This is a genomic window from Rhodococcus wratislaviensis (genome assembly GCF_900455735.1).
Classification (GTDB): domain Bacteria; phylum Actinomycetota; class Actinomycetes; order Mycobacteriales; family Mycobacteriaceae; genus Rhodococcus_F; species Rhodococcus_F wratislaviensis.
The window spans coordinates 753,938-777,147 of the sequence record NZ_UAUI01000001.1 but is presented as its reverse complement, the minus strand read 5'-3'; the positions used below and the strand labels follow the sequence as shown (position 1 = coordinate 777,147).

Below are 23,210 nucleotides of genomic sequence, written 5' to 3'. Positions count from 1 at the left end.
GGCACAGGCCTTACTCCTGGTATGTCCCCGGGAGGTGAGTCCACGTCTTGGAGTCCCTGTTTCCCGACCTGGGATTGGAAGAGCATACGGACTCGTGCTGGACGGTAGAGGGCCTCGACAGAAGAGATTGTGCGCTAGCTGTTCCGCCGAGGCGGACTCGCTGCAGCAGGCATCTCCAAGCCCCCGAGTGCTGAACGCGCCCCGCGAGCTGACCCTGCACCCGGGCGAACTCCTTTTGGTCGCGCCATATTTCAACCCGGCGAGGCCGATAGGCGGCGTGGACAGCGTTTTCGGAGGTGCCCCGAAAATTATGGACTAGACACTTGACCATTTAGTCGGCGACGGCAAAACTGAGGGCTGCAATCCGCTTCCATTGTCCAGAGTTACAGACGTCGGGGGCGGAACCTACGGGCCACGTGGCGCTACTGAGATCACGGCGAATTGGCATCCGGCAGGCGAGCATCCAGCGAAGAGCTGACAATGGTTCTCGAAAAAGATGAAGGGATCAAGCGATGTCAGAAGAAGCGTCCAGTCGTGTTCTAGCCGAGATCGACAACGCACGCAGCGAGATCGTTAAGGCAGTGCGCGGACTGATCGAGGTACCCAGCGTCAACCCGAACTATCCCGGAATTCGCGAGCAGGACTACTTGGGGCATGAGTCTGAAGCGAACCTTCTTCTGAGGGACCAGTTTGGGCACCTCTTCGACAAGGCGGAGATGCTCGGGAGCAGGAAGAAGCGCGAGAACTTCGCAGGCGTGGTGTCGGGTTCAGGGGGTGGTCGTTCGCTGCTTCTGAACGGCCACGTGGATGTCGTACCGGCCGGCGGCCGCGACCTGTGGGAACACGATCCGTTTTCCGCAACCGAGAGCGACGGACGCATCTATGGGCGAGGAGCGAGCGATATGAAGGGCGGTGTCATCGCGTCGTTCTACGCAGTCGAAGCGCTCCAGCGTGCAGGCGTTCGATTGGCCGGCGATTTGGTGGTACACGCCGTCGCAGGTGAAGAACTCGGGGAACACGAGGTGGGCACAGGATGCTTGATCGGAGCCGGGTACACCGCCGACGCGGCGATTGTTGTCGAGCCATCGGCCAACTTCGACGGGCCTCTGGCGATCAATCCTGCCGCCGCAGGTCTCCTGTGGGGTCGAGTCCGGGTCGAGGGTCTCGCCGGCCATCCAGGGCTCCGACGTGAACTTATCAGGGCAGGTGGAGCCGGTGTTCGTGCAGGAGTGAATGCAATCGACAAGGGCTATATCGTCTTGCAAGCGCTCTACCGAATTGAAGAACAGTGGGGACTCAGCAAGCAGCAGTCCCTCTTCAAGCCAGGACAGTTCGTTGTCATGCCGGGCACCATCCATGGCCGCGGCAAGGACATCGACATCCCCTTCGTCTTCGCCGAGTACTGCGAGATCGATTTCCTGGTCTGGTATCCACCCAAGGAGGAAGCGGGTGCCGTCCGCGATGAGATCGAAAGGTACATCGCGCGTGCGACTTCAATCGACCCGTGGCTCGCCGACAACCCACCTGTCGTCACGTGGCATGTCGACTTCCCGGGATACCAAACTGCGGCTGATCACGACATTGTCCGTGCGCTGGAGGGTGCTAATAATGTACAACCGGTCATCCGGCGATCCTGGAGGCGTTTGCGGCCGCTTGCGATGCCACATGGATCTCGCAAGTCGACATTCCTGTCGTCAACTACGGACCCGGCCATCTTGCGGATGCGCACAAGGTGAACGAGTCGTGCTCAATCGACGAAATACTCGCTGCGACACGCAGCCTAGCGTTGACAGCGATGAACTGGTGTGGCATTGCTGAGTGAGGCGATTCACCCAAATGGACGAAGCCCCTGACTATTACCTAAGCCTCCATAATCACTTCAGGTGGCAGCAGGGCCGTTCGACGACGTTGCAGCCGTCGTCAGTCGGGTCGAACGTAGGCGGACGGCTGCTGAACCCAGTCGGCGTCGATTGCCAGCTTCATCGTCCGGTTCGGCGTCTCCGCCCACATCCTGCCCGCGGCGCCGAAGCAAGGCGCGGTGGGCGGGAGCGGAGTGCGCCGTGTCGCACCGACTCGACGTGGGGACACTCGCACCTCGTATCCGCAGGTGTGCGTACGCCACTACGGATACGCTGGTGAATCACCCGACTCTGCAGCGCAGATCACGTCATGCGGCGGCGACGAGGCGGCGGGTGGGGGCGAGCTCGCGGCGGCGGTCGCGGCGGAACGTGAGAACAGTCGTGCACCACGCCCCAGGGGCTTCGACCTTCGCCTGAGTGCGTTGCGTCCCCATATCGGGATAGGAAACCCGGATGTGGTCGTCATAACAGCGTACATCCACTGCGTTTATATGCCTGAATCACCATGGTGGTCTCTAGCGCCGTTGCGTGGGCTACCCATCGCTCGGTTGTAACGTGGTTATACAGCCGCTTCGGCGTGAAGGCCTAACATCGCACGCAATCTGATCACTCCCTCGGCGAGCAACGCATGGACGCGGCGGGCTGTGGCCTCCGAGATTCCGGCGCTACGTGCGAGCGAAGTCGTGCTGGCCCGTCCATTGAAGTTGAGTTCGCGGATAATCGTTTTGTCAACGGAATCGCGCGGCTATTTGGTGCGCTCGACATCAAAGGCCTGGGGTGCCGGAGGCACTCCGAGCTCGGATCGCTCGGTCGCAGTGAGCACACCGCCGTCCGACTGGCCGACAGTGCGAAAGCTGCGGAGAATAGGGCCGGTCCAGCAGCGGACCACCCCCGTGGTCGCGTGTAGATCGTCCATCACCAAACGGGCCTAGCTGATGGCGGGGCACCATGAATTCGGCGACACAATCCGCGGTACCGGTGAGGGGGTTGACAGAGATGCAATCGCTGCGGTGGGCAAGTGCGCTGGCGGCTACGCGCACGGCTCCTGGTGTGCACTGAAGTCGCACGATCGCGGTGCCGCTGGTGATCTCGATCGCGGTGACGGCAACACGCCCTGACTCGCGCAATGCCATACCGCGCTGAGTGACGTTGCGCTCGGGTTCTCCCAATGCCTGCGCGATGCGGCTCCACGACGCATGGCCATCTACTTGCAACGCGGCTGTAATACTCGGTCGAGAGAGATTGTGCGCTCGGGCGTGAACGCGAGGCTTCTTCGTGGGTCGGAGGGATGGCGTCGGTTTCCGCGGCAGGCACGTGCTGTACGACTGCCACGTCATCTCGTGCTGTTCACGCGAGCAGCAACTACTTCCTTGCTCCTACGCGTCGCCGATCGGACTGTGAACGGTAGAACTCCGTCCCTCGGAAATCCGCTGACGCAATCTTTTCGCGGGAAAGACTTGAAGGGCGCGCCGTTCTGCCGGCTGAAGACTATCGCGAGCATGTACACCGGCGAGGTGGTGATATATACGACCGTAGGATTCGAAAGGGCAGATATCGAACTCGAGGAAAATCTCTTCATCCGCGCCGCCGAAGTGGATCCAGGTCCTAGTATGGTCGATCATTGCCTTGTCGCGTGCGCCCATCGACAGTTTCATTTCGGGTTTCAAGTACCTGAGTCGTCAATAGTTGGAAGCGGTCCACGGGCCCCGTGTCCGCGGACCGTTCACCAATCTTGCGACCTTCCCAAGGTCACATTTACTAACCCAGCAGCGGGGGACAAGGGCTCCGCTGGTGCTCCGACTTAGCTCACCTTGACTACCAGACGGCGGAGGAGTTTGGTGGCCAGAACGTAGGACGACGCGCTGAATGGCCACTGGGAAATGATTTTTCCAGTTCCACCTCGGAAGTAGCTGGTGGTCTTCGCCCATACCGTCCGCGAGAGACGGGACTGTAGCCAATCGTTGTAGATCAGGAAGGCGGATCGGCGGACTTCCACCTTGGTGGCGCCCTTCTTCGCGGCACGAGAAATGCTGCCTGCAGCGAAGTTCGCCTGCGCCTCATAGAAGGTGACTAGTGGAATGGCGTTTGTGTTCGGGCCGAACATGATGAAGAAGTTCGGGAAGCCCGGAACCATCATTCCCAGGAAGGCGTCCGGCTCGCGGTTCCAGGACTCATGCAGATCGACGCCACCTTCGCCGCGGACCTTGTAGGTGCCGAGGTAGTTCGCCGCATCGAATCCGGTGGCCAGCACGATCATGTCGAGTTGGTGCTCGTCACCGTTCTCATCGATCGCCCCTGATCGCGAGAGTCCTTTGACGGCGTGCGGAACGAGAGTGACTTTCGGGCTCTTCAGGGACGAGTAGTAGGTGTCGCTCGTGACTGTTCTGCGTCCCTCAAAGGCGAATTTGGGGGTCGCGAGCTCGATAAGGTCCGGCCGGTCAGCGAGTTCTCGGTGCAGAAACTCGATCGACGCGCGGCGCCGATTGCGGTTGGAGCGGCCGTCCTCTCGTGCGTGGCCAGTGAAGTGCTGACGCATGTCGTAGTCGGCATAGAGCTTCAGTCGGCGCCAGAAGTAGACGGGCGCGAAGCGGTTGAGTTTACGTTCGAGGCTGGTGAAATCATGCGCGTTCTTGGGAAGGAGCCAGTTCGGTTCGATCTGGAAGACCTTGACCTCCGATCCGACCTTTTCGGCCTCGGCAATGACCTGGACCGCTGATGAACCCGTGCCCAGAACACCGATCGATTTGTCGGTCATGTCCAGCCCGTCGACCCACTCCGACGTGTGGCAAATGGGCCCCTCGAAGTCGTGCTCATCCCGCACGAAGGGTGGAACCAGCGGCGTGTTCAGGAAGCCGACGGCGCTGATCACCGAGGTGAAGCGACCATGATCTTTCCCGCTCGAAGTCGCAACAACGTAATCACGACGCTCGTCGGACCAGGTCACCTCGTTCACGGCCTCGTTGAACCGCATGTGGGGGTACAACCCCCACTTGCCTGCGACATGCTCGAGGTAGCCGAGAAGTTCGCTCCAACCTGCATGCGTCCGAGTCCAGTCGTAGCGTTCATAGGAGAACGAATAGATGTGTGACTCGAGGTCCACCTCCGCACCGGGGTACCTGTTGTGCCGCCATGTCCCGCCGAGTCCATCTGCACGCTCGAAGATTACGAAATCTTCGATCCCTTTTTTCTTCAGTGCGATCGCCGCAGCGATGCCGCTGAACCCCGTGCCGATGATCGCAACGCGCGGTGAGATCTTTCGGGTCCTGATCGGGCTCACTGTCTGCTCCTGTCTTGAGGTCTGGACATGACGCCCAAGTCCTTCACTTAAACGTCTATTGGTTCAGTATTTAGGACTTTAATTGCAAAGTCAATGCCGCACAATGCTGTGAGCAGTTGGCCCGCTGTGGACACCAGACAGCGCCCACCCGGTCGGTCCGCAAGCCGAGCAGGAGGGCGCTGTCTCCGGGACTCCACTACTTCAGTTGAGAACTCCACCCGCCGTCGACGACGAGATCGAATGCCGTAATGAACGACGCGTCATCTGACAGGAGAAACGAGATCGCTCCGGCGATGTCCTCCGGCCGACCGAGTCGGCCCAGCGGCGTCCTGTTTTCCATGTCAATGCGTCGTTCGGGAGATCGTTCGTAAAGGAATTCGATCATCGGTGTGAGGATGGCGCCCGGGCAGACCGTGTTGCAACGAATGCCCTCTTGCGCCAGTTTCAGGGCCATGGCATGACTGAGTGACACGACCGCCGCCTTGCTGACCTGATAAGCGTCCAGAGGTGAATCCATTCCACGGATGCCGGCAACGCTGGCGACGTTGACGATGCTTCGGCCTTGACCACGCCTAAGGTGGGGCAGCGCCGCGGCCGTCAATCTCCGAAGACCATGCAGGTTTACTCCCAGCGTGACATCCCACGTCGACTCGTCTACGTCGAACGTTGATCCGTCGCGATCTAATAGCGCAACTCCTGCCGCGCTGACCAGGTAGTCCAATCCAGCATCCCCGCAGGAGGCGAACAACTCCTCGAATTCGGTAGCCTGCAACAGGTCGAACCGGATGAATTCCACGCTGTCGGGTAGCGAGTCCACCCGCTCCTTGACGTCGGTGGCAATGACCCGATGGCCCTCTTCGGACAATCGCTGTGCCGCTGCGAGGCCGATCCCGCCGCCGGCGCCCGTTACCAATGCTGTTTTCACTGGACAACTCGCGAGGTCAGGGCGCTGGACAGACGCGCGCCGGCAAACTCCATCGCAGCAGATGCGGCTGGGAGCAGTTCGTCAAGACCAAAGAAGCCATGGATCATGCTGGGGCTCTCGTGCACCGCCACCTTCACGCCCTTCGCGCGCAGCGCTTCGGCATACAGTCGTCCCTGAGGTGCGATCGGATCGCACCCGGCAAGGATGATGGTGGTGTCCGGCAGACCCGTGTGATCGGCGTCGAGGATCGAGACTCGCGGATCAGTGGCGTGGCCGGGACTGGGCAGATAGTTGTCCTGATGCCACTGTACTTCGTCCCGGTAGATCATCACTCCCTCGTACTGGGCGTCGAACCCCACATAGATGTCGCAGGTCGTCACCGGGTAGACCAAGAGTTGATGCTCAAGTCGTGGACCGCTCTCTCGCGCGTGTAGTGCGAGAGCCCCGGCGAGATTGCCACCGGCACTGTCGCCCGCAACGGCGACGTGGTCCCGATCGATCGGAAGACCGGAAGCGGGCCCCGTTGCCCACTCGAGGGCATCAATTGCATCATTCACGGCGGTCGGGAACAGGAAGTCCGGTCCGCGACGGTAGTCGACGGACAGAACTGCACTCCTGGAGGCGTTGGCCAGCATCCGTGTCGCAACGTCATGGGAGTCGATGCTTCCCAAAAGCCAGCCACCGCCGTGGAAGTAGACGGTCAGCGGAAGTGCAGTTTCCTCGACTGGAAGGTAGAGCCGCCCACGAATTGCATCGCCGTCCCGTGTGGGTATGCGCACTTCGATGGTCCGGAAGACCTCCGGCTTCGCCAGCGCACCGAAGGTGTCTTCGAAATTCTGCCGTGCGGTCGCGATCGGTAGCAGATGCGCGTTGGGCCGACCTGATGCCCGAGAGTCATCGATCAGCTTCTGAGCAATCGGATCTATTTGCATTGGTGTCCTTTCGGATCGGTTCTCGTCAGACCCGCTCGTAGTAGCGCCGCAACTCCCAATCGGTGACTGTCTGGGAGTCGAAGGCGACCAGCTCGGCCTGAGCAAATGCCAGCAGATGCTCGAATACGTCGTCGCCGAACGCCGACCGCGCAACTTTGCTGTGTGCAAAGGCGTCGATGGCCTGGTGAAGTGAGGTGGGTACCAGTTCGATGTCATCGACGTCCCATGCGTTGCCGGATAGGATCGTCGGCATGGGAAGGTTACGTTCGATACCGTCGAGACCGGCGGCTATTGTTGCTGCGTACGCGTAGTACGGATTCACGTCGGCGCCCGGCACGCGGTTTTCGACTCGGTACGACGGACCGTTTCCGACCAGGCGGAATGCGCACGAGCGATTGTCCTCGCCGAGGGAGATCGCCGATCCAGCGAACTGACCGGGCTGAAACCTCTTGTACGAGTTCACGGTAGGCGCGAACAGCAGGCTCAAGCTTGCCGCGTTCTCGAGTTGGCCGGCGACAAAGGACCCAAAACGCTGAGACATACCGCCGTCGGGGGCGTCCGACCAGCACAAGGACTGCCCCGATTCGACCGACCACATGCTCACATGCAGGTGGCATGACGAGCCCACGTCGTCGATCTTCGGCTTCGCCATGAACGTCACGGTCAGGTCGCAGTTGTGAGCGAGTTGCTTGATTCCGTACTTGAAGAGCACGTGCCGGTCGGCCATCTCGAGCGCGTCGCAATAGTCGAGGGTGACCTCCTGCTGCCCGTGGCCCCACTCCGGCTTCGAGGACTCCACCGAGATACCGAACTTCGGCATCTCGTTCCGAATCTGTCGAATGAACCAGTCGTCGCGGCTTGCTTGGACCATCTGATAGTCGGCGCGGTATTCAGACAGCATCTTGAGGTCGCGATACCCTGCATCCCAAGCCTTGTCAGAAGTCAGCGCGGCGATGTAAAACTCGAGTTCAGACGCAAATTTGAACGCCAGACCCATATCCGCAGCACGCTGGAGCTGACGCTTCAGGATCGCACGCGGCGATACCGGAATGTCCTTCTCGGATCCCGACTCGTACGCATCGCCGATTACGAGTACGACATTGGGCTCCCACGGCACCCGGCGCATCGTCGAAAGGTCCGGCATAATGCGGATATCTGCCCAGCCGTTCTCGGCGTTGGCGATGGGAAGGTCAACCGGGTTCATCTCCACATCGGTGGCAAAGAGATACCCGCTGGCATGGAATCCGTCGCCTTCGAGACACAGCGAATTGAATCCCGACACCGTCAGGCGCTTCCCGACCAAACGTCCGTATGAGTCCGGAGTCGCACAGACTACGGTGTCGATTTCCCCACTGGTGGCCAGGCGATGAAACTCGTCGAGGTCAAGTGCCCGGAACGATGCTGTCGTCATTGAAACTCCAAATGTCGAAGACGGTTGCGGTCTGGCGCTCTGCGCACCCGACGGGCGCAACCGTGAGGTAGTTGAGGGGGGTCATGTGACTTCGAACCCGCCATCGACACGAAGATCCGCCCCGGTGATATACGAGGCTTGGTCACTGAGCAGGAAAGTGACGGCGTCCGCAATGTCGCCCGCGGATGCGAATCGACCCAACGGGACACGCGCCTTCAGCTGCGGGGATAGGTGTGTTGTGTCACCGTGCACCGCTGCCATAGGAGTGGCCACGAATCCCGGAGACACGCTGTTGACGCGCACACCGGTGCTTGCGAGTGCCCGCGCGGCCGTTCGTGTGAGCATCGCCAATCCGGCTTTCGACGCCGCATACTGCGGGTTGGGGTCCGGATCCGTGAGGGCGATCACCCGAGCCGCCTCCAGTGAGGTCACGTTGACGACTGCCGCGTGCGTGGCGTCCCTCAGGAAACGACCCGAGGTGTTGACGACGTTGTATGCACCGATGAGATTGACCTCGAGGCAGCGGAGCCAGGACTGGTGGGATACGTCCGCGAAGCCGGTGTGCTCGATGATCCCGGCGCAGTTGACGACATAGCTGAGGCCCGCTGGACCAATCTCTTCTGCAAGGACGGTGCTCAATGCCTCGGTGTCGGTGACATCGACGGCGCGGCGTACCTGCAATGCTTGATCCACCCCGTCGAAAGGGGCGGGTTCGCGGAGGTCGAGGCACAGGGTCTTGACGCCTGCGTTCAGGAGCGCGCTCGCCGTGGCCTCGCCGATTCCGGAAGCTGCGCCGGTCACCAGTGCCGCGCCTCCCGCGTAGGTCAGTGAGCGACTCCGCGGCTGCTTGTGCTCTGCGATGGTCATACTCGGCCGTACCTCCTTTCGTGCTCCTCCAGGGCTTGGGCGAAGCAAACGCGAGGAGCACGAATAACCCCGGCGCCGATTTGTCCACCGTCGCGGCCGGCGAGACCTACATCCATCACCGGAAGAATCGAGGTCTGCAGGACCTTCCGTATATCGACTCCCGTCGGCGTTCCTTGGAAGCCGAACAGCGGGATCCGATAGGCGTGGTTCTCACCGTGTGTAATCGCGTACATCTCGCGGTTACGCTCAATCATCACCTCCGGGGAACCTCCCTGGTAGTCCTGCAGCGAGAGTGCACAGGCTTGTGCGAATCCGCCCAGTCCGACCGTCTCGGTGATAGGGCTTTCGCCGCCCATCCAGGTGATCTCGTCTTCGGTGTGGCCGGCGAACAGCTTGCCCTCGTGGATCGGCGGTGGTCCTTCGAACCAGATGTTGCCGAGGCCGGCGAGTTTGATCGCGAAGCCCCGACAGCTGAAGGCCATGGCCGAGACGAGTGTGGATCCGGGAACGACCATTGCGTCCGCGGACGCCTTCGCCGCGGCCATCGACAGCCGTAGGAAAAAGTAGTCGTTCTCGGCGAGGTGGAGCATGGTCTCGTGGACCCCGGGCACGGAGTCCGCGATCATGTCGAGCACTGACGGCAGGATTTCGCGGTTGAACAGGATCGATGCGGCCGCGTTGCGGCTGTGCACCTCGTCGCCCATCCGCAGCGCGCGTGCGATGAGCGGCTTGAGCGCGATACCGCCGCGGCGGCGGATCGCCTCACCGACGACGGGAGCGAGGACGGTGTTGACGTGCTCGAGCCGTTCATGGACGCCCTCGTCGTAGCAGCCGTAGTTCAGGCGCCGTGGCTCCTTGCCCTCGTAGAAATTGCAGAACCCGACGTTGCCGTGGGTGCGGTTCTCGACGACGAACACCGGCATCGACGCGGTGTAGATCCCGGCGAGCGAGCCCACGGCAGAGTAGTCGTGGCACACCCCGATCTCGATGCTGCCGTCGGCGAACTTCGCGATCGCCTCGTCGCGGTCGGCGGCCAGCCCTTCGAACAGGGCCCCGCCGATCAGCGCTTCACGCTGGCCGCCGCTGTAGGCCTCCCACGGCATCGGTGCACCCGAGGTAAGTACCAGGTTGTCCTTGTAACCCGGAAGTACCTCCCGCGCCGGCCGGACGTCAACGACCCACGGGTCGGCGTCGTTGAGGCGGCGGAATGCCTCGTTATTGGCGGCCTCGACCGACCCACCCCAGATCTCGGCGGGGGCGGTCGCGAGATCGTTTACGGTCACCACGCGGTGACACCACCGTCGACGAGCAGGGTCTGGGCGGTGATGAAGGAGGCGCGTGGGGACAGGAAGAACTCCACCGCCTCGGCGACTTCCTCGGGTTCACCGATCCGCTTGAGCATCGCGTAGCTCGCGCTGACCTCCTCGCCGCCGGAGACCCGCGCCATCGACGGGCTCATCGGAGCGCGGATGACCCCGGGGGCGACGTTGTTGACCCGGATCCCGCGCGGAGCCAGCTCCTCCGCCAAGTAGCGGGTGTAGGCGGCGATGCCCGCCTTGGTGGCACCGTAGACCGACGCACCGCGGAACCTGCCGAAGTGCCCGGTGAGGCTTCCGACGTTGACGATCGCCGAGCCCTCGGTCAGCAGCGGGGCCGTGACGTCGACGACCCGCGCCATGCCCGCGATGTTCACCTGGAACATCAACTCCAACTTGGACTCGTCGAGCTCGCCGAGGAACGAGTCGCGCAGAATGCCGGCGCAGTTGACCACACCGGCCAGCGTCTCGCCTTCCGGGACCACGGAGCCGACAGCGCTCTCCACGCTTTCGCGGCTGGTGACGTCCATCGCGACGGCGATGGTGCCCTGCAGTTCGTCCTGATTCGGGTCGAACGCGTCGATCGCCTGTTTCACATCCGCTGCGATCGGGGTGTAGTTGCTCAACAGCAGTCGGCGGCAGATTGCCTGACCGATCACCCCTGCGCCGCCCGTGACGATTACCTTGTTGCCCATTTCAGGTTCCTTTCACACCAGTGATCGTGATCACCACGACAGGCCCAGTCTGATCATTAAAGGGCTATAGGTCAAGTGTTTAGGTCTTTAGTGCGATAGGTGTGGATGCCGAGGCGAGTGGACTTGGTCTAAAGGACTAGACAAATGACACGGTGGTGAGGCATGCGCTACATTGAGCGCACGGGGAAGGAGTCGTGAATGACGACAGCAGAACGGGCGGCACTGAGTCCGATCCGGCAGATCGCTGCGCACGAACTCGTCGTGGACCAGATGCGGCGATCGCTCGAACTCGGTCAGTTCCGCCCTGGCGACCGACTGCCTACCGAACGAGAACTCTCGGAGATGCTTGACGTCTCCCGGACAGTTGTACGTGCCGCTGTGGCAGTTCTCGAGCGTGAGGGCAGGATCGCCGTTAGGCGGGGGCGTGGCGGCGGATTCACTGTGGTGGCACCCAAGTACGACGCGGGCGAAGCGCGCCGGCTGATGAGGGAGAACCGAACCGCGGTTCGAGACGCGTTCGACTACCGAATCGTTGTCGAGACCGGAGCAACGCGTCTGGCGGCGACGCGCCGTCGCGCCGCGGACCTCGTGAACCTCCGAAAGCTGCTCACCAGCATGGATGAGACCTTGAGGGCGGCGATGGAGGAACAGTCCATTCACCTCGTCACTGAGTTCCAGACCCTCGACTCAGCGTTCCACCTTGGCATCGCGCAAGCTTGCCGCAACGACTACCTACTTGACGCTGTGGCTGACGCCCGACGCAAGATGTGGCTCCCGGTTGGCGCGATCTTCGGCAGGCTCGAGCCGAACGCGAATGACTTCCACGAGGCCATCGTCGACGCGATCGAGAAGAAGGATCCCGACTTGGCCGCCGACACGATGGAAGAGCACATCAAGGGAACGCGCGAAACCCTCGAGTCCTGGCTCCGTCGTTGACTGTTCAGTCAGATCAGCCAGGCAGCACGGAATGCGTCTGGCCGCTGTCGAAGCTCACGGTCCGGTCACGATGGAGTCGCCCTGGCCAATCTCTGCTGAGGAACTGCCTTCGCGATAGAGCTCTTCGGGTCCTCCGGTCCGGATAGATCCAGGCAACACCGCGTTGACGGTAATCTTTCGATCGGTCAACTCCGGGGCTGCGGAACGGGCGAGACCAAGCTGCACTGTCTTCCTGGGCCAGTGGTGGCCTAAGCCCAGGGAAGTCTGTCGTGGGCCCTGTGGCCGAGTAGGTCACGATGACCGCCCACGGCCCGAGCGCGCGGGCGCGATAATGCATCCTTAAACGCTGGATTGATCTGTGACGTTGATGGCGAAGTTCTCGAGTTGGTCGGCTGTGAGTTCCTCGGGTGCGTGAATGGGCATATTCCTGTATTCGCCCGCAGGGCACCCGAGGACCGCCCAGTTCCCCTTCTACCACCCGCGCCATGAGCGGACATGAGTTCGGATCTGCGACGTTCTAGTGATGGCGACTAGGTGGTAACTCTTTCCGCTCCACCTGGCGCGCGATTCTGGCGTGTCGACTCGGTTCGGTCGACGACAGCTGTGGTCAGGGTGGGCGAAGATTTCGGCAATGCTAGGCCAATGCCTTGGCTGCCACCGGTGACGAGGACACTGAGTCGCTCGATGTTTCCGTCACGAGGAGTGATGTCGATTTGAACTGCATGAGTGGGCCGCGCAGGCGTCCCCACTCATGCAGTTTGGGCGTGGTGATGGATCGGGGATGGTTAGGCGGCGTCGACTGCGGGATCAGGAGCGCGTTCGGCGCCGGCGGCGTTCGTGCTCTCGTCGAACACCGTGCTGCCGATCCGCGCAAAGAGTTCTGGCTTGAACGAGCGCAGGTAGAGGGCGGCCGCTAGGGAGCCGAACAGCAAGATCGCGAGGATCCACGGAATCGACTTGTAGAAAACCGAATCGGACGCTGAACCGGCTGCGGTCTTCATATTCGACGCCATCAGATAGATCACGAACACCATCCCCAGGCCGCCGACAATCGGGCTGATCAAAGTCCGCCACACGTTCGCGGTTTCCGGGTGCTGCTTCTGAACGTGAAAATACGTGATAACGGAGATCGAGCACATCACCTGGACGATGAGCAGGCACAGGGTCGCCAGAATTGCGACAAGAACGAACAGAATTCCGTAGGGGTCGGACTTGGTCAGCGCGCAGAGAAACAGAACGAGTGCCGCGAATATGCTTTGGGTCAGCGAGGCGATCCACGGCGAGCCATGTCGAGGGTGCACTTCACCGAGTCGCCGCCACAAAAGCTCGTCGCGCCCGAACGCGAAGAGGTAACGGGCGGCCGAGTTGTGGACGGCCAATGCGCAAGCGAACGCGCCACCCAAGACGAGCCATTCGAATACCAGCACGCCCCACGAGCCAACAAAGGTACGCGTGGGGGCGTACAGCAACTCGAAGGGATTAGGGCCCGCGGCGAGCTCGACAGCCTTGTTTCCGCCGTTTGCACTCACGATCGCCCAGGAGATGAAGGTGTAGAAGATGCCAATGCCGATGACCGCGATCAGAGTCGCCCGAGGCACGATCTTCTTGGGATCCGTAGACTCTTCGCCGTAGATGGCGGTCGATTCGAATCCGACCCACGACCAGAACGCCATGAGCAACCCCAACCCAACTGCGCCTCCGGCGATCCCGTTCGTGCTCAACGCAGAAACGGGATTCAGCGAGCCCCAAAGAATACCGTCCGGTCCGCCGCCATTGAGGAGAGCTCGCACTGCTGTAAGGGTGAGCATGGCAATCTCGCAAATGAGTGCAAGACCCAGAACCTTCGCCGCGACAGAGATGTCCTTGTGCGACAGGATTGCGATCAGCACTACTGCGACGAACGCATAGACCTCCCAAGGCAGCTCGACCCCGAACTGCGAGCCAAACGCCTGACGAGCGAATGTCGAGAAGAGGCCGATAATTCCGGCTTCCATCGTCATGTACGTGAACATCGACAGGACGCCCGCCGGTAGACCCGCGATCTTGGACCAGCCGCGCGAGACGAACGTATAGAAGGCGCCGGCGGCGGTGATATGACGGGCAAGCGCGATGAATCCGACGCTGAAGATCGTCAACACCACGGTGGCGATGATGAACCCCGCCGGAGCGCCGACCCCGTTACCGAAGCCCACCGCGACCGGCAGATTCGCGGTCATCGCTGCGATGGGCGCCGAGAACGCGACCACCATGAAGACCACACCGACCAGTCCGATTGCGCCCTTCTTCAGATGGGCAGGGCTGTTGTCGTGCCGTGTGGGGGATGTCTCCCGCGGAGACGGTGAGTTGATGCTCATGCGGGCCTACCTTTCACTTTTGGATGCCGCGAGAGCGTAAGTCGGTTTAAGGACTAAAGACAAGACCAGTAGACCACAAATTTGTGTTGTGCGACACATCGGGCTCTCGGTCGCGCTCGCGCGGATCGCGGCCTGAGTCGACTCGGCGGAACGTCGCCGAAATAAGGTCTATTGACTAGTCCTAATAAGCGTAATAACCTTCTATTGTCGAGCTTTGGGCCAACGACTGCAGCTAACGTCTCTCGGACATGCGGGCAGTGGTGGCAGTGATGGCGGCACGAAGGCGTGCCGCCCCGGCTCGCACCATTCCCCGTCGAATCTGAGGTGCGTCATTCCCACACATATCGCGCGTCTCGAGACGCGCACAGCGCAACTTCAGCGGTATCTTGATGCCGCTGCCGATTGCGGTCGTGCCGCCTCCGAAACAGGTCGAGTGTCGAGTCGGATCCCCGCTCTTAGCGCAGTTTCTCCCGAGAAATTTGGCATGGCCGTTGCCACGATCGATGGGGACCTCCTCACGACCGGGGACAGCGCCGACCCGTTCTCCATCCAGAGCGTGGCGAAACTATTCGCCCTGTGTGCCCTACTTCAGCGCAACCCGTCGGCGTGGGAGCATGTGGGATGGGGACCGACGGATTCGGGATACAGCTCGGTGGCCGAACTCGAGCGCAGCCAGGGCCGTCCCCGCAACCCATTCGTCAACCCGGGCGCGCTTGTCGTCACAGATCGCTTGATGGAACTCACCGGAGACGCAGTCATGGCGACGATCGAACTCCTAGGGGCCTGTGGTGGCGCAACAATCGTCTCTGATCCCCACGTGGCACTCTCCGAGACCATCGCCGATCACCGAAACGCGGCCATTGCCCACGTCCTGGCAGAGCACGGCAAACTAGTCAATGGCATCGACGAAGTTCTTGCCCAGTACTTCGCACAATGCGCCATTGCGGCGACTGCAGAGGCGGTCGCGACGTCAGCCCTGTTCCTTGCCGATCGGTCCGCGCATGCGCGCGTCCTTGACGACGCCTCCATCCGCAGGGTCAACGCGGTTCTGCTGATGTCAGGCATGTACGGAGCGGCTGGTGACATCGCCTACCGTATCGGTCTCCCCGCCAAGAGCGGTATCGGCGGAGGTGTGGTCGCCATCATGCCGGGGATCGGGGCGGTGTGCGTGTGGAGCCCTCCACTTGATGCCGACGGGAACTCTGCTGGAGGCGTCGCTGCTCTCGAGGAGTTTGCTCGCCTCGCCGGGTGGTCCGTGTTTTGACGCCACCAGCATCTGCCAACCCGGCAACAGTCGCGACCAAGCTAAAAAAGGGGAAACGATGAACGACGAAAGACCGGTTATCGCGGTAACTCTCGACTTCTCTATCCTTCCAGGGTTCGTTCATTGGAAGGATATGTTCCGCGGTCTCGTTGCCGCCGATGCAGTACCACTGGCAATAGACTGCGGCCGGCCACGCACCGACCTCGAGCATCTTCTCTCGACCGTCGACGGGCTTCTCATCAGTGGTGGTTCTGACGTTGACCCAGCACTCTATGGCGGCGACACGAACGATCCGCTCGTCACAAGGATCAACCGTGACCTCGACGAGAATGAACTCACCGCCCTGCGGATTGCGCGGACACGTGGAATCCCTGTGTTAGCGATCTGCCGCGGAGCGCAGCTGACCAATGTGGCCTTGGGGGGAACACTGTACGCGGACCTCGCCAGGGACCGGCAAGGGGAAACTAGACATTCGCGCAGTGAAAAGGCACTGGCGCGTGCCCTCCACCTCGTCACTATCGAAGCCGGGACCCTCCTAGCGAAATGGATGGGCGTCGACGGTACGGTCGCTGTCAACAGTCAGCACCACCAGGGAATTCGCGTCCTCGCCTCTTCCGCGAGGGCGGCGGCGTATACCGACGACGGCCTGACCGAGGCATTCGAGATCGACGATGAAGACATCGTCGCCGTGCAGTGGCATCCGGAGGTTCTCTGGCGTACCGAAGCGCATGCGATGCAACTCCTCCGCGGCTTTGCAAACCGCTGCGCGCAATCGGCCCTCGGTGTGTGACGTCGTTTGTGCCAGCCACACGGCTATCCGCCACCCGTCCGCTGTCCCGTCACAACCAACCAAGGAGAACTACGCAGATGTCCGGACTTGACACTCCGCTGACCCCACTTCGTTTTCTCGGCCGTGCTGCCGAGGTACACCCGGACAAGACCGCAGTAATCGACGGTCAACGCCGATACACCTACGCTGGGCTATCCGACATCGTCACCCAACTCGCGCATGCGCTCCGTGGATCCGGAGTCCAGCCCGGGGATCGTGTTGCGTACCTCGCCTCGAACTCCGCAGAGTTGCTGGTTGCGCACTACGCAGTACCGCTGGCAGGCGCAGTCCTCGTCGCCATCAACACCCGCTTATCCTGCGACGAAGTGCAGTACATCTGCGATCACTCCGCGGCTGTGATGCTCGTCGGCGATGCCGGCCTCCTTCGCGAGCTCAAGAACGCCAAACTCGAATCTGTACGGGAAGTGGTCGAGACCCCGAGCGTCGACGGCGACTACGTCAACCTGCCAGGCACTATTCGCTACGAAGAGCTCCTCTGCCGTGGCAGTGATACTCCCATCCGTTGGGAGATTGACGACGAGACCCGAACGATCGCTATCAATTACACCTCCGGCACAACAGGCAGACCCAAGGGCGTGATGTACACACACCGAGGTGCCTACCTAAGCTCACTCAGCCAACAGCACCACCAGAACTTCGACGTCTACACCCGCTACCTATGGACGCTGCCGATGTTCCACTGCAACGGCTGGTGCAACCCCTGGGCAGTTACCGCGGCCTCCGGCACTCACGTGTGCCTCCGCGCAGTTCGTGGTGACGCCATGTGGGCCCTGATCGACGCCGAGCAGATCGACCATATGAGCGGTGCACCTACCGTGCTGACCATGCTCGCGTCCGCACCGGAGGCCCACCTCCTTGAACGTCCCTTCACGATCGCCACAGCAGGCGCTCCGCCGAGTCCAACGACGATCAACAAGATTCGAGCACTGGGGGCAACTCTCCTTCATGTCTATGGGCTGACCGAAACCTATGGCCCGTATGCGGTATGCGAGCCGAAACCCGAATGGCACGACCTCGATGGAGACGAACTGTCGCGCAGACTGGCACGGCAGGGCGTCGGCATGCTCACCGCCGACCACACGCGGGTCGTGCGTACTGCCCCCGACGCACAAGGTCAGCTCGTCGACGTGGTCGCCGACGGCGCCGAAATGGGTGAGATTGTCATGCGCGGAAATCTCGTCATGAAGGGCTACTACCGCGACGACTCGGGTACGACCGACGCGTTCGCAGGAGGGTGGTTCCACTCAGGCGACCTCGGCGTCATGCACCCCGATGGATACATCCAGCTCCTCGACCGCGCCAAGGATGTCGTGATCTCAGGCGGGGAGAACATCTCGACAATCGAGGTGGAGCAAGCCCTGATGAGCCACCCCGCCGTTGCTGATGTCGCAGTTGTGGGTGTACCGGACGAGAAGTGGGGCGAACGGCCGAAAGCCTTCGTCGTTCTCGCCTCAGGTGTGCTCGTCAACGAGGAAGAGCTCGTGAACCACGTGAAGGGCCGCATAGCCTCCTATAAGGCACCGCGTGCGATCGAGTTCATCATCGAGCTACCCAAGACATCGACCGGCAAGACACGAAAGAACGAGCTACGCGATGCGGAGTGGGGCCGCGCAGGAATCAGGATTCAAGGGTAGCGAGAAACCTCCGGGCGATAAGTCAACAAGGGGAGTGACTAAGAGCGTGTCTCATGTGGATGAAGTGACTTGTGGTGCAATATTTGACGCGCGGTAGATGAGTTGTCTCTGCGGTTTGTGCCGGATGCGTTGTGGGAGAGCGCCGAACCGTTGATTCCGCGCTTCGCCGCCCGCAGGGAGGTGCGAGCGCGCCGGTCGACGATCATGCGATCTTTACCGCGATCGTGTTCGTGCTGACAAGTGGGTGCGCGTGGCGGCACCTTCCGCCCTCGTTCGGTGTGACCGTCCCTACCGCGCACCGCCGGTTCACCGCATGGGCGGCGGCCGGGGTGTTCGACAGACTGCGGCTCGGGCGCCGGGGAACTCGACTGGTCGGCAGCGATCCTGGACGCGGCAAGCGTCCGGGCAAAAAAGGGGCTCGCTGACCGGACCCAGCCCAGTCGATCGAGGCAAGAAGGGATCGAAGATCCATATCCTATCCGATTCGAACGGAATCCCGCTGGTCGTCGACGTTTCCGGACCGAATACCCACCACAGCACCCTGCTGCAAGCGATGGTCAGCGCAATTCCTCCGGTGAGGTCCAGGCGTGGTCCGCGCCGTCGTAAACCCGGAAAACTCCGAGCCGACAAGGGCTACGACTACGACGTCCACAGTTGGTGGCTGCGCGCACAGGGCATCGTCCCGCGCATCGCGCATCGCGCATCGCGCGACGCGCGACGCGGGATCGACGGGAACGATCGGCTCGGCCGATACAGGTGGAAGATCGAACGCACCATCGCCTGGCTCACTGGTTACCGACGCCTAACCATCCGCTACGAACGCCAGAACACTTCGCCGGATTCCCCCACCTCGACGCCGCACTCACCTGCTTCAAGTAACTCCCCACATGAGACAAGCTCCTAATCGGGGATTGCTGGTCTCGAGGCGTCCAACTTGTGCTGGCAGAGTGCGATGATGCGTTGCCGGTCCGATGGGTCCAAGCGTGGGCACGGGGGTGTGAGAAGGAGTGTGAGGAGTCTGCGGTAGTAAACCGTTGGCTGCAGTCCGAACTCCGGCAAGATGTACTCGTCGAAGTCGGGGAGGGTGTAGTCGTTTACTGCAACTATTGGGGCCCACCGTAGGGCGAATTCAACGAGTCGGTGATCGTCTCGGGTGCCGTGTCCGGGCACAGAGCCTGGGATGTGTGCTGGCCCGTTCACTGCAGGTCCGAGGGGTCGAATCCGGTTTCCAGCCGCTGCCGGACGGTGGCGAGGTAGCGGGCGGCGTCGGCGCCGTCGACGATGCGGTGGTCGTAGGACAGTGACAGGTACGCCATCGACTTCACGTCGATCTGGAGTGCGCCGCCGTCGCCATGGGTGGGGACGAGGCGTTCGACGACGGTTCCGATGCCGAGGATGGCGGATTGGGGTTGGTTGATGATTGGGGTGTCGAAGAGTGCCCCGCGGCTGCCGGTGTTGGTGATGGTGAACGTGCCACCGGAGAGGTCGTCGGGGCGGATCGTTGCGGTTCGCACACTGTCTGCGACGCCCGTGATCGCGTGGGCGAGGTCGGAGATCCGCATCCGGTCGGCGTGGCGGATGACGGGCACCATGAGGCCTTTGTCGCTGTCGACGGCCATCCCGAGGTGCACTGCCCCGTGGTAGGTCACCTCGGTGCAGTCGGTGTCGAGCGAGGCGTTGATGACCGGATGGTGTGAGAGCGCTTCGGTGGCGGCGGCGACGAAGAACGGCAGGAACGACAGCTTCACCCCGGTCCGGCGGTGGAAGTCTTCCTTCTCCCGGTTGCGCAGCCGGGCGATCTCGGTGACGTCGACCTCGATGACGGTGGTCAATTGCGCTGATGTCTGCAGGGATTCGACCATCCGCTGGGCGATGGTTCGCCGAATCCGGGGCAGCTTTTCCACCCGGTCGCCCGCGGATGGCAGAGCAGCAGCCTCCGGGGTGGTCGGGTTCGATACGGGTGCACGTGCCGGAGCAGGAGTGGCGGCTGTCGGTGCAGGCGTGGGAGTTGCCTGGGCAAGGGGTGGCGGTGTGTCCTGGGTTTCACTGCCTTGTGCGGTGAGGACGGCGAGTGCCGCGCCGACCTCGACGACAGCGTCTTCCGTGGCGATGATCTCGAGGAGGATGCCTGAAGCGGGGGAGGGGATCTCGGTGTCGACTTTGTCGCTGGCCACCTCGAGCAATGGTTCATCCTGCTCGATGTGGTCGCCGGGGGTCTTGAGCCAGCGGGTGATCGTGGCTTCGGTGACGTTCTCACCGAGCGACGGCAGCACCACTGTGGTGCCTGTCTGTGTCGTGGTCATTCTGGGTCTTCCTGGGTTAGTCGACGAGGTCGAGCGCGGCCCGCACGATGCTGTCGGTGTCGATGCCGTGGTAGCGGTACACCTCGTCGAGGGAGCCGACCTGCCCGAATTTGCTGACCCCGAGGCAGGTGCTGCGCACCTGGTTGATGCCGGCGAGGAACGCCAGCGTGTGCGGGTGGCCGTCGAGGACGGTCACGATCGGGGTGGCGCGGTCGGCGGGAAAGAGCTGATCGAGGATCCAGCTGTCGCCGGACCCGTGGCCTCGGCGCGCCTGGATCGCTTCGAACAGCAGACCGGGGCTGGTGACGCAGACGACGTCGGCGGGGATGCCTTGTTCGGCGAGACGGTCGGCCGCGGCGAGGGCTTCGGTCATCATCGCGCCCATGGCGACGATGGTGACCTGCGCGTCGTCCCGGCGCACCAGCGGATACCCGCCGGCCACCACCTGACGTCGGCGGCGTTCGCGGGCCGCCGGGTCGGTGGGCACCGCGGCCAGGGTCTGGTCGACGGGGCGGGTGGACAGCCGCAGGTAGGCGGAGGTGCCGTCCGGGCGGCCGAGCCGGCCGATGCTGGCCAGTAGTGTCCACTCGGTGTCGATCGCGAAGGCGGGTTCGTAGCTGATGCAGCCGGGCTGCTCGAGCCCGATCGAGGGGGTCTTGATCGACTGGTGCGCACCGCCTTCGGCGGCGAGGGTGACACCGGAGGGGGTGCCGACCAGGATCGACTGGCCGCCCGCGTAGATACCGTAGGACCAGGGTTCGAGGGCCCGTTCGACGAACGGGTCGTACATCACCCCGATCGGGAACAGCGGCTGTCCCCACCGGCTCCAGGTGGCGCCGAGCTCACCCATCAGTCCGACCAGGTTGGTTTCGGCGATGCCCAGTTCCATGTGCTGCCCGGTAGGCCGCTCATTCCAGTGCATGATGGTCTCGCGGTCGTCGTCGAACCAGTTGCGGCGCTCGGCCGCCGACCACACCCCGACCTTGTTGACCCACCCCGCCAGGTTGGTCGTTGAGCTGACGTCCGGGCTGACGGTGACCACCCGCTTCGCGGCCTCGGGGGCCTCGCGGGTCAGGTCCAGCAGCACCCGCCCGAGGGCGGCCTGGGTGGTCGCGGTGCCCTTGGGGGTGCGGCCGATGTCGGTGGGGATCGCCGGTGTCGGCGGAGCGGGAACCGGGTCGCGGCGCAGTCGGGCCGCGGTGGTCTCACACAGCTGGCCGGCCGCGGAGTCGGCATCGAACCGGCCCCACTGGGACGCCGGGTCCATGCCCAGATCGGCGGCGAGTGAGGCGTATTCGTCCACCGACAGCCGAGGAGTGGTTCTGCGGGTGTCCCTGGGTGGGCAGCCCGTAGCCCTTGATGGTGTAGGCGATGATCACCGTGGGCCGGGTGTCGTCGATCTGACGGTACGCGGCGGTCAGGGCGGACAGGTCGTGGCCGCCGAGGTTGCGGATCGCGGCGGTCAGGGTGTCGTCGTCGAGGCCGGCGATCATGGCCGTGATTTCCGCGCTGCCGGGGCCGTTCCCGGGAAGGCGGGTGCGGACCTCGTCGGCGCTGCAGCGCAGCAGCCGCTGGTACTCCGGGTTGGGCATGTCCAGGATGCGGGTGCGCAGGGCCTGCCCGCCGGGCCGGGTGAACAACTCTTCGAGCAGTTTGCCGAACTTGACGGTGATCACCTGCCACCCGGCGGCGTCGAACATCTTCTCCAACCGGTTCGCGGCAATGTTCGGAATCACCCGGTCCAGGGACTGCCGGTTCAAATCGACGATCCACACGACCTCGCCGAGGTCGGCGATGCCCGGGTCGAGGATGGCCTCCCACACCGCGCCCTCGTCGAGTTCGGCGTCGCCGACCAGCGAGTACTGGCGGCCGGTGCCGACTCCGCCGGTGGTGGTTTCGACGTAGCGGCGGGCCATGGCGCCCCAGATCGGGGCGGTGGCGCCGATGCCGACGGATCCGGTGGAGTAGTCGACGGTGTCGGGGTCCTTGGAGCGGCTGGGGTAGGACTGTAGCCCCCCGAACTCGCGCAGGGTGGTCAGGTACTTCTCATCGAGTTCACCGAGCAGGTAGTTGATGCCGTGCAGCACGGGGGAGGCGTGCGGTTTGACCGAGACCCGGTCACCGGGCTGGAGCTGTTCGAACCACAGCGAGGTCATGATCGAGACCATCGATGCACAGGACGCCTGATGCCCGCCGACCTTCAGGCCCGTGGGGTTCGGCCTGATCCGGTTGGCGTGATGGATCATCGAGGTGGACAGCCACAACACTCGCTGCTGGATCGTTTCGAGTGTTTCCAGATCCACCGAATGTCCGGCTTCTGCGACGGGGGTCGCGGTTCCGGGGCTGGCGGGCAGGGTGTTGGGCATCGGATTCTCTTTCCTCACATGTGCGGATCGCTGCGGACGAGCGCAACTACAAGAACGGCTCCGACGGGGTAGCCGGGGAGCAATCCGCTCGACCGGTAACAGGGTGGGTGCGGTCGGATGCGGTATCGGAATGCGGCGGTGCCCGGATCTGGTCTGACCGCCGCCCACCTGTTATAACAGTGGATCAGGATTTTGCCGCCTGCGCAATAGTCGGTGTTGAG

15 protein-coding genes and 2 pseudogenes are annotated in these 23,210 nt (G+C 62.6%); 6 read left to right on the top strand and 11 right to left on the bottom strand.

Features of this window, described 5'->3' with window-relative positions; translation table 11 throughout:
• The first annotated feature begins 512 nt into the window (after nt 1-512).
• Nucleotides 513-1,736 (top strand): M20/M25/M40 family metallo-hydrolase, encoded by a 1,224-nt coding sequence (locus DTA22_RS03545; RefSeq protein WP_245973490.1) that lies wholly within the window; start codon nt 513-515, stop codon nt 1,734-1,736.
• 682 nt (nt 1,737-2,418) lie between these two features.
• On the opposite strand, the gene DTA22_RS36620 is transcribed toward DTA22_RS03545, so the two are convergent.
• The 8 genes from DTA22_RS36620 to DTA22_RS03500 form a co-directional block, all read right to left on the bottom strand.
• Complete coding sequence (locus DTA22_RS36620) at nt 2,419-2,577, bottom strand: hypothetical protein (protein ID WP_255309423.1); 159 nt, start codon at nt 2,575-2,577, stop codon at nt 2,419-2,421.
• A gap of 1,083 nt (nt 2,578-3,660) precedes the next feature.
• Nucleotides 3,661-5,136 carry a flavin-containing monooxygenase gene (locus tag DTA22_RS03530; RefSeq protein ID WP_235214283.1) on the bottom strand — a complete coding sequence of 492 codons (1,476 nt, stop codon included), beginning with the start codon at nt 5,134-5,136 and terminating at the stop codon, nt 3,661-3,663.
• 196 nt (nt 5,137-5,332) lie between these two features.
• On the bottom strand, nt 5,333-6,061 hold the full coding sequence (locus DTA22_RS03525) for an SDR family NAD(P)-dependent oxidoreductase (protein ID WP_112298502.1): 729 nt from the start codon (nt 6,059-6,061) through the stop codon (nt 5,333-5,335).
• A complete protein-coding gene (locus DTA22_RS03520) occupies nt 6,058-6,993 on the bottom strand; it encodes an alpha/beta hydrolase (RefSeq protein ID WP_112298501.1) in 936 nt (311 codons plus the stop codon). Before DTA22_RS03520 ends, DTA22_RS03525 begins: the two co-directional genes overlap by 4 nt.
• Before the next feature lie 25 nt (nt 6,994-7,018).
• Nucleotides 7,019-8,404 (bottom strand): glutamine synthetase family protein, encoded by a 1,386-nt coding sequence (locus DTA22_RS03515; RefSeq protein WP_112298500.1) that lies wholly within the window; start codon nt 8,402-8,404, stop codon nt 7,019-7,021.
• Between the two features lie 81 nt (nt 8,405-8,485).
• Nucleotides 8,486-9,271 carry an SDR family NAD(P)-dependent oxidoreductase gene (locus tag DTA22_RS03510; RefSeq protein ID WP_112298499.1) on the bottom strand — a complete coding sequence of 262 codons (786 nt, stop codon included), beginning with the start codon at nt 9,269-9,271 and terminating at the stop codon, nt 8,486-8,488.
• On the bottom strand, nt 9,268-10,557 hold the full coding sequence (locus tag DTA22_RS03505) for a YlbE family protein (RefSeq protein WP_174233735.1): 1,290 nt from the start codon (nt 10,555-10,557) through the stop codon (nt 9,268-9,270). Before DTA22_RS03505 ends, DTA22_RS03510 begins: the two co-directional genes overlap by 4 nt.
• Entirely contained in the window at nt 10,551-11,282 is a 732-nt protein-coding gene (locus tag DTA22_RS03500) for an SDR family NAD(P)-dependent oxidoreductase (RefSeq protein WP_112298498.1), read from the bottom strand. The genes DTA22_RS03505 and DTA22_RS03500 overlap by 7 nt, the downstream gene beginning before the upstream one ends.
• Nucleotides 11,283-11,480: 198 nt before the next feature.
• Between DTA22_RS03500 and DTA22_RS03495 the strand changes: the two genes are divergently transcribed.
• Entirely contained in the window at nt 11,481-12,218 is a 738-nt protein-coding gene (locus DTA22_RS03495) for a FadR/GntR family transcriptional regulator (protein ID WP_112298497.1), read from the top strand.
• 785 nt (nt 12,219-13,003) lie between these two features.
• On the opposite strand, the gene DTA22_RS03485 is transcribed toward DTA22_RS03495, so the two are convergent.
• Nucleotides 13,004-14,572 carry an APC family permease gene (locus DTA22_RS03485; protein WP_112298496.1) on the bottom strand — a complete coding sequence of 523 codons (1,569 nt, stop codon included), beginning with the start codon at nt 14,570-14,572 and terminating at the stop codon, nt 13,004-13,006.
• Between the two features lie 319 nt (nt 14,573-14,891).
• Here DTA22_RS03485 and glsA point away from each other — a divergent pair, with 319 nt between their 5' ends.
• The 4 genes and pseudogenes from glsA to DTA22_RS03465 all read left to right on the top strand — a co-directional run bounded on the left by glsA (nt 14,892) and on the right by DTA22_RS03465 (nt 19,224).
• Nucleotides 14,892-15,836, top strand: coding sequence for a glutaminase A (gene glsA, locus DTA22_RS03480; RefSeq protein WP_322789941.1), 945 nt, complete (start codon nt 14,892-14,894; stop codon nt 15,834-15,836).
• Between the two features lie 58 nt (nt 15,837-15,894).
• Complete coding sequence (locus DTA22_RS03475) at nt 15,895-16,626, top strand: gamma-glutamyl-gamma-aminobutyrate hydrolase family protein (protein ID WP_160118485.1); 732 nt, start codon at nt 15,895-15,897, stop codon at nt 16,624-16,626.
• Between the two features lie 77 nt (nt 16,627-16,703).
• Nucleotides 16,704-18,320: an AMP-binding protein gene (locus tag DTA22_RS03470; protein ID WP_112298494.1), complete on the top strand. Its 1,617-nt coding sequence runs from the start codon at nt 16,704-16,706 to the stop codon at nt 18,318-18,320.
• A gap of 117 nt (nt 18,321-18,437) precedes the next feature.
• Nucleotides 18,438-19,224 (top strand): annotated as a pseudogene (locus DTA22_RS03465) (IS5 family transposase).
• Between the two features lie 292 nt (nt 19,225-19,516).
• Here DTA22_RS03465 and DTA22_RS03460 read toward each other — a convergent pair.
• The gene (locus tag DTA22_RS03460; RefSeq protein WP_112298493.1) at nt 19,517-20,623 is read right to left on the bottom strand and encodes a 2-oxo acid dehydrogenase subunit E2; all 1,107 of its coding nucleotides are present in this window, start codon (nt 20,621-20,623) and stop codon (nt 19,517-19,519) included.
• Nucleotides 20,624-20,639: 16 nt separating this feature from the next.
• Nucleotides 20,640-22,989: pseudogene (locus tag DTA22_RS03455) on the bottom strand (transketolase-like TK C-terminal-containing protein).
• Nucleotides 22,990-23,210 lie beyond the last annotated feature (221 nt).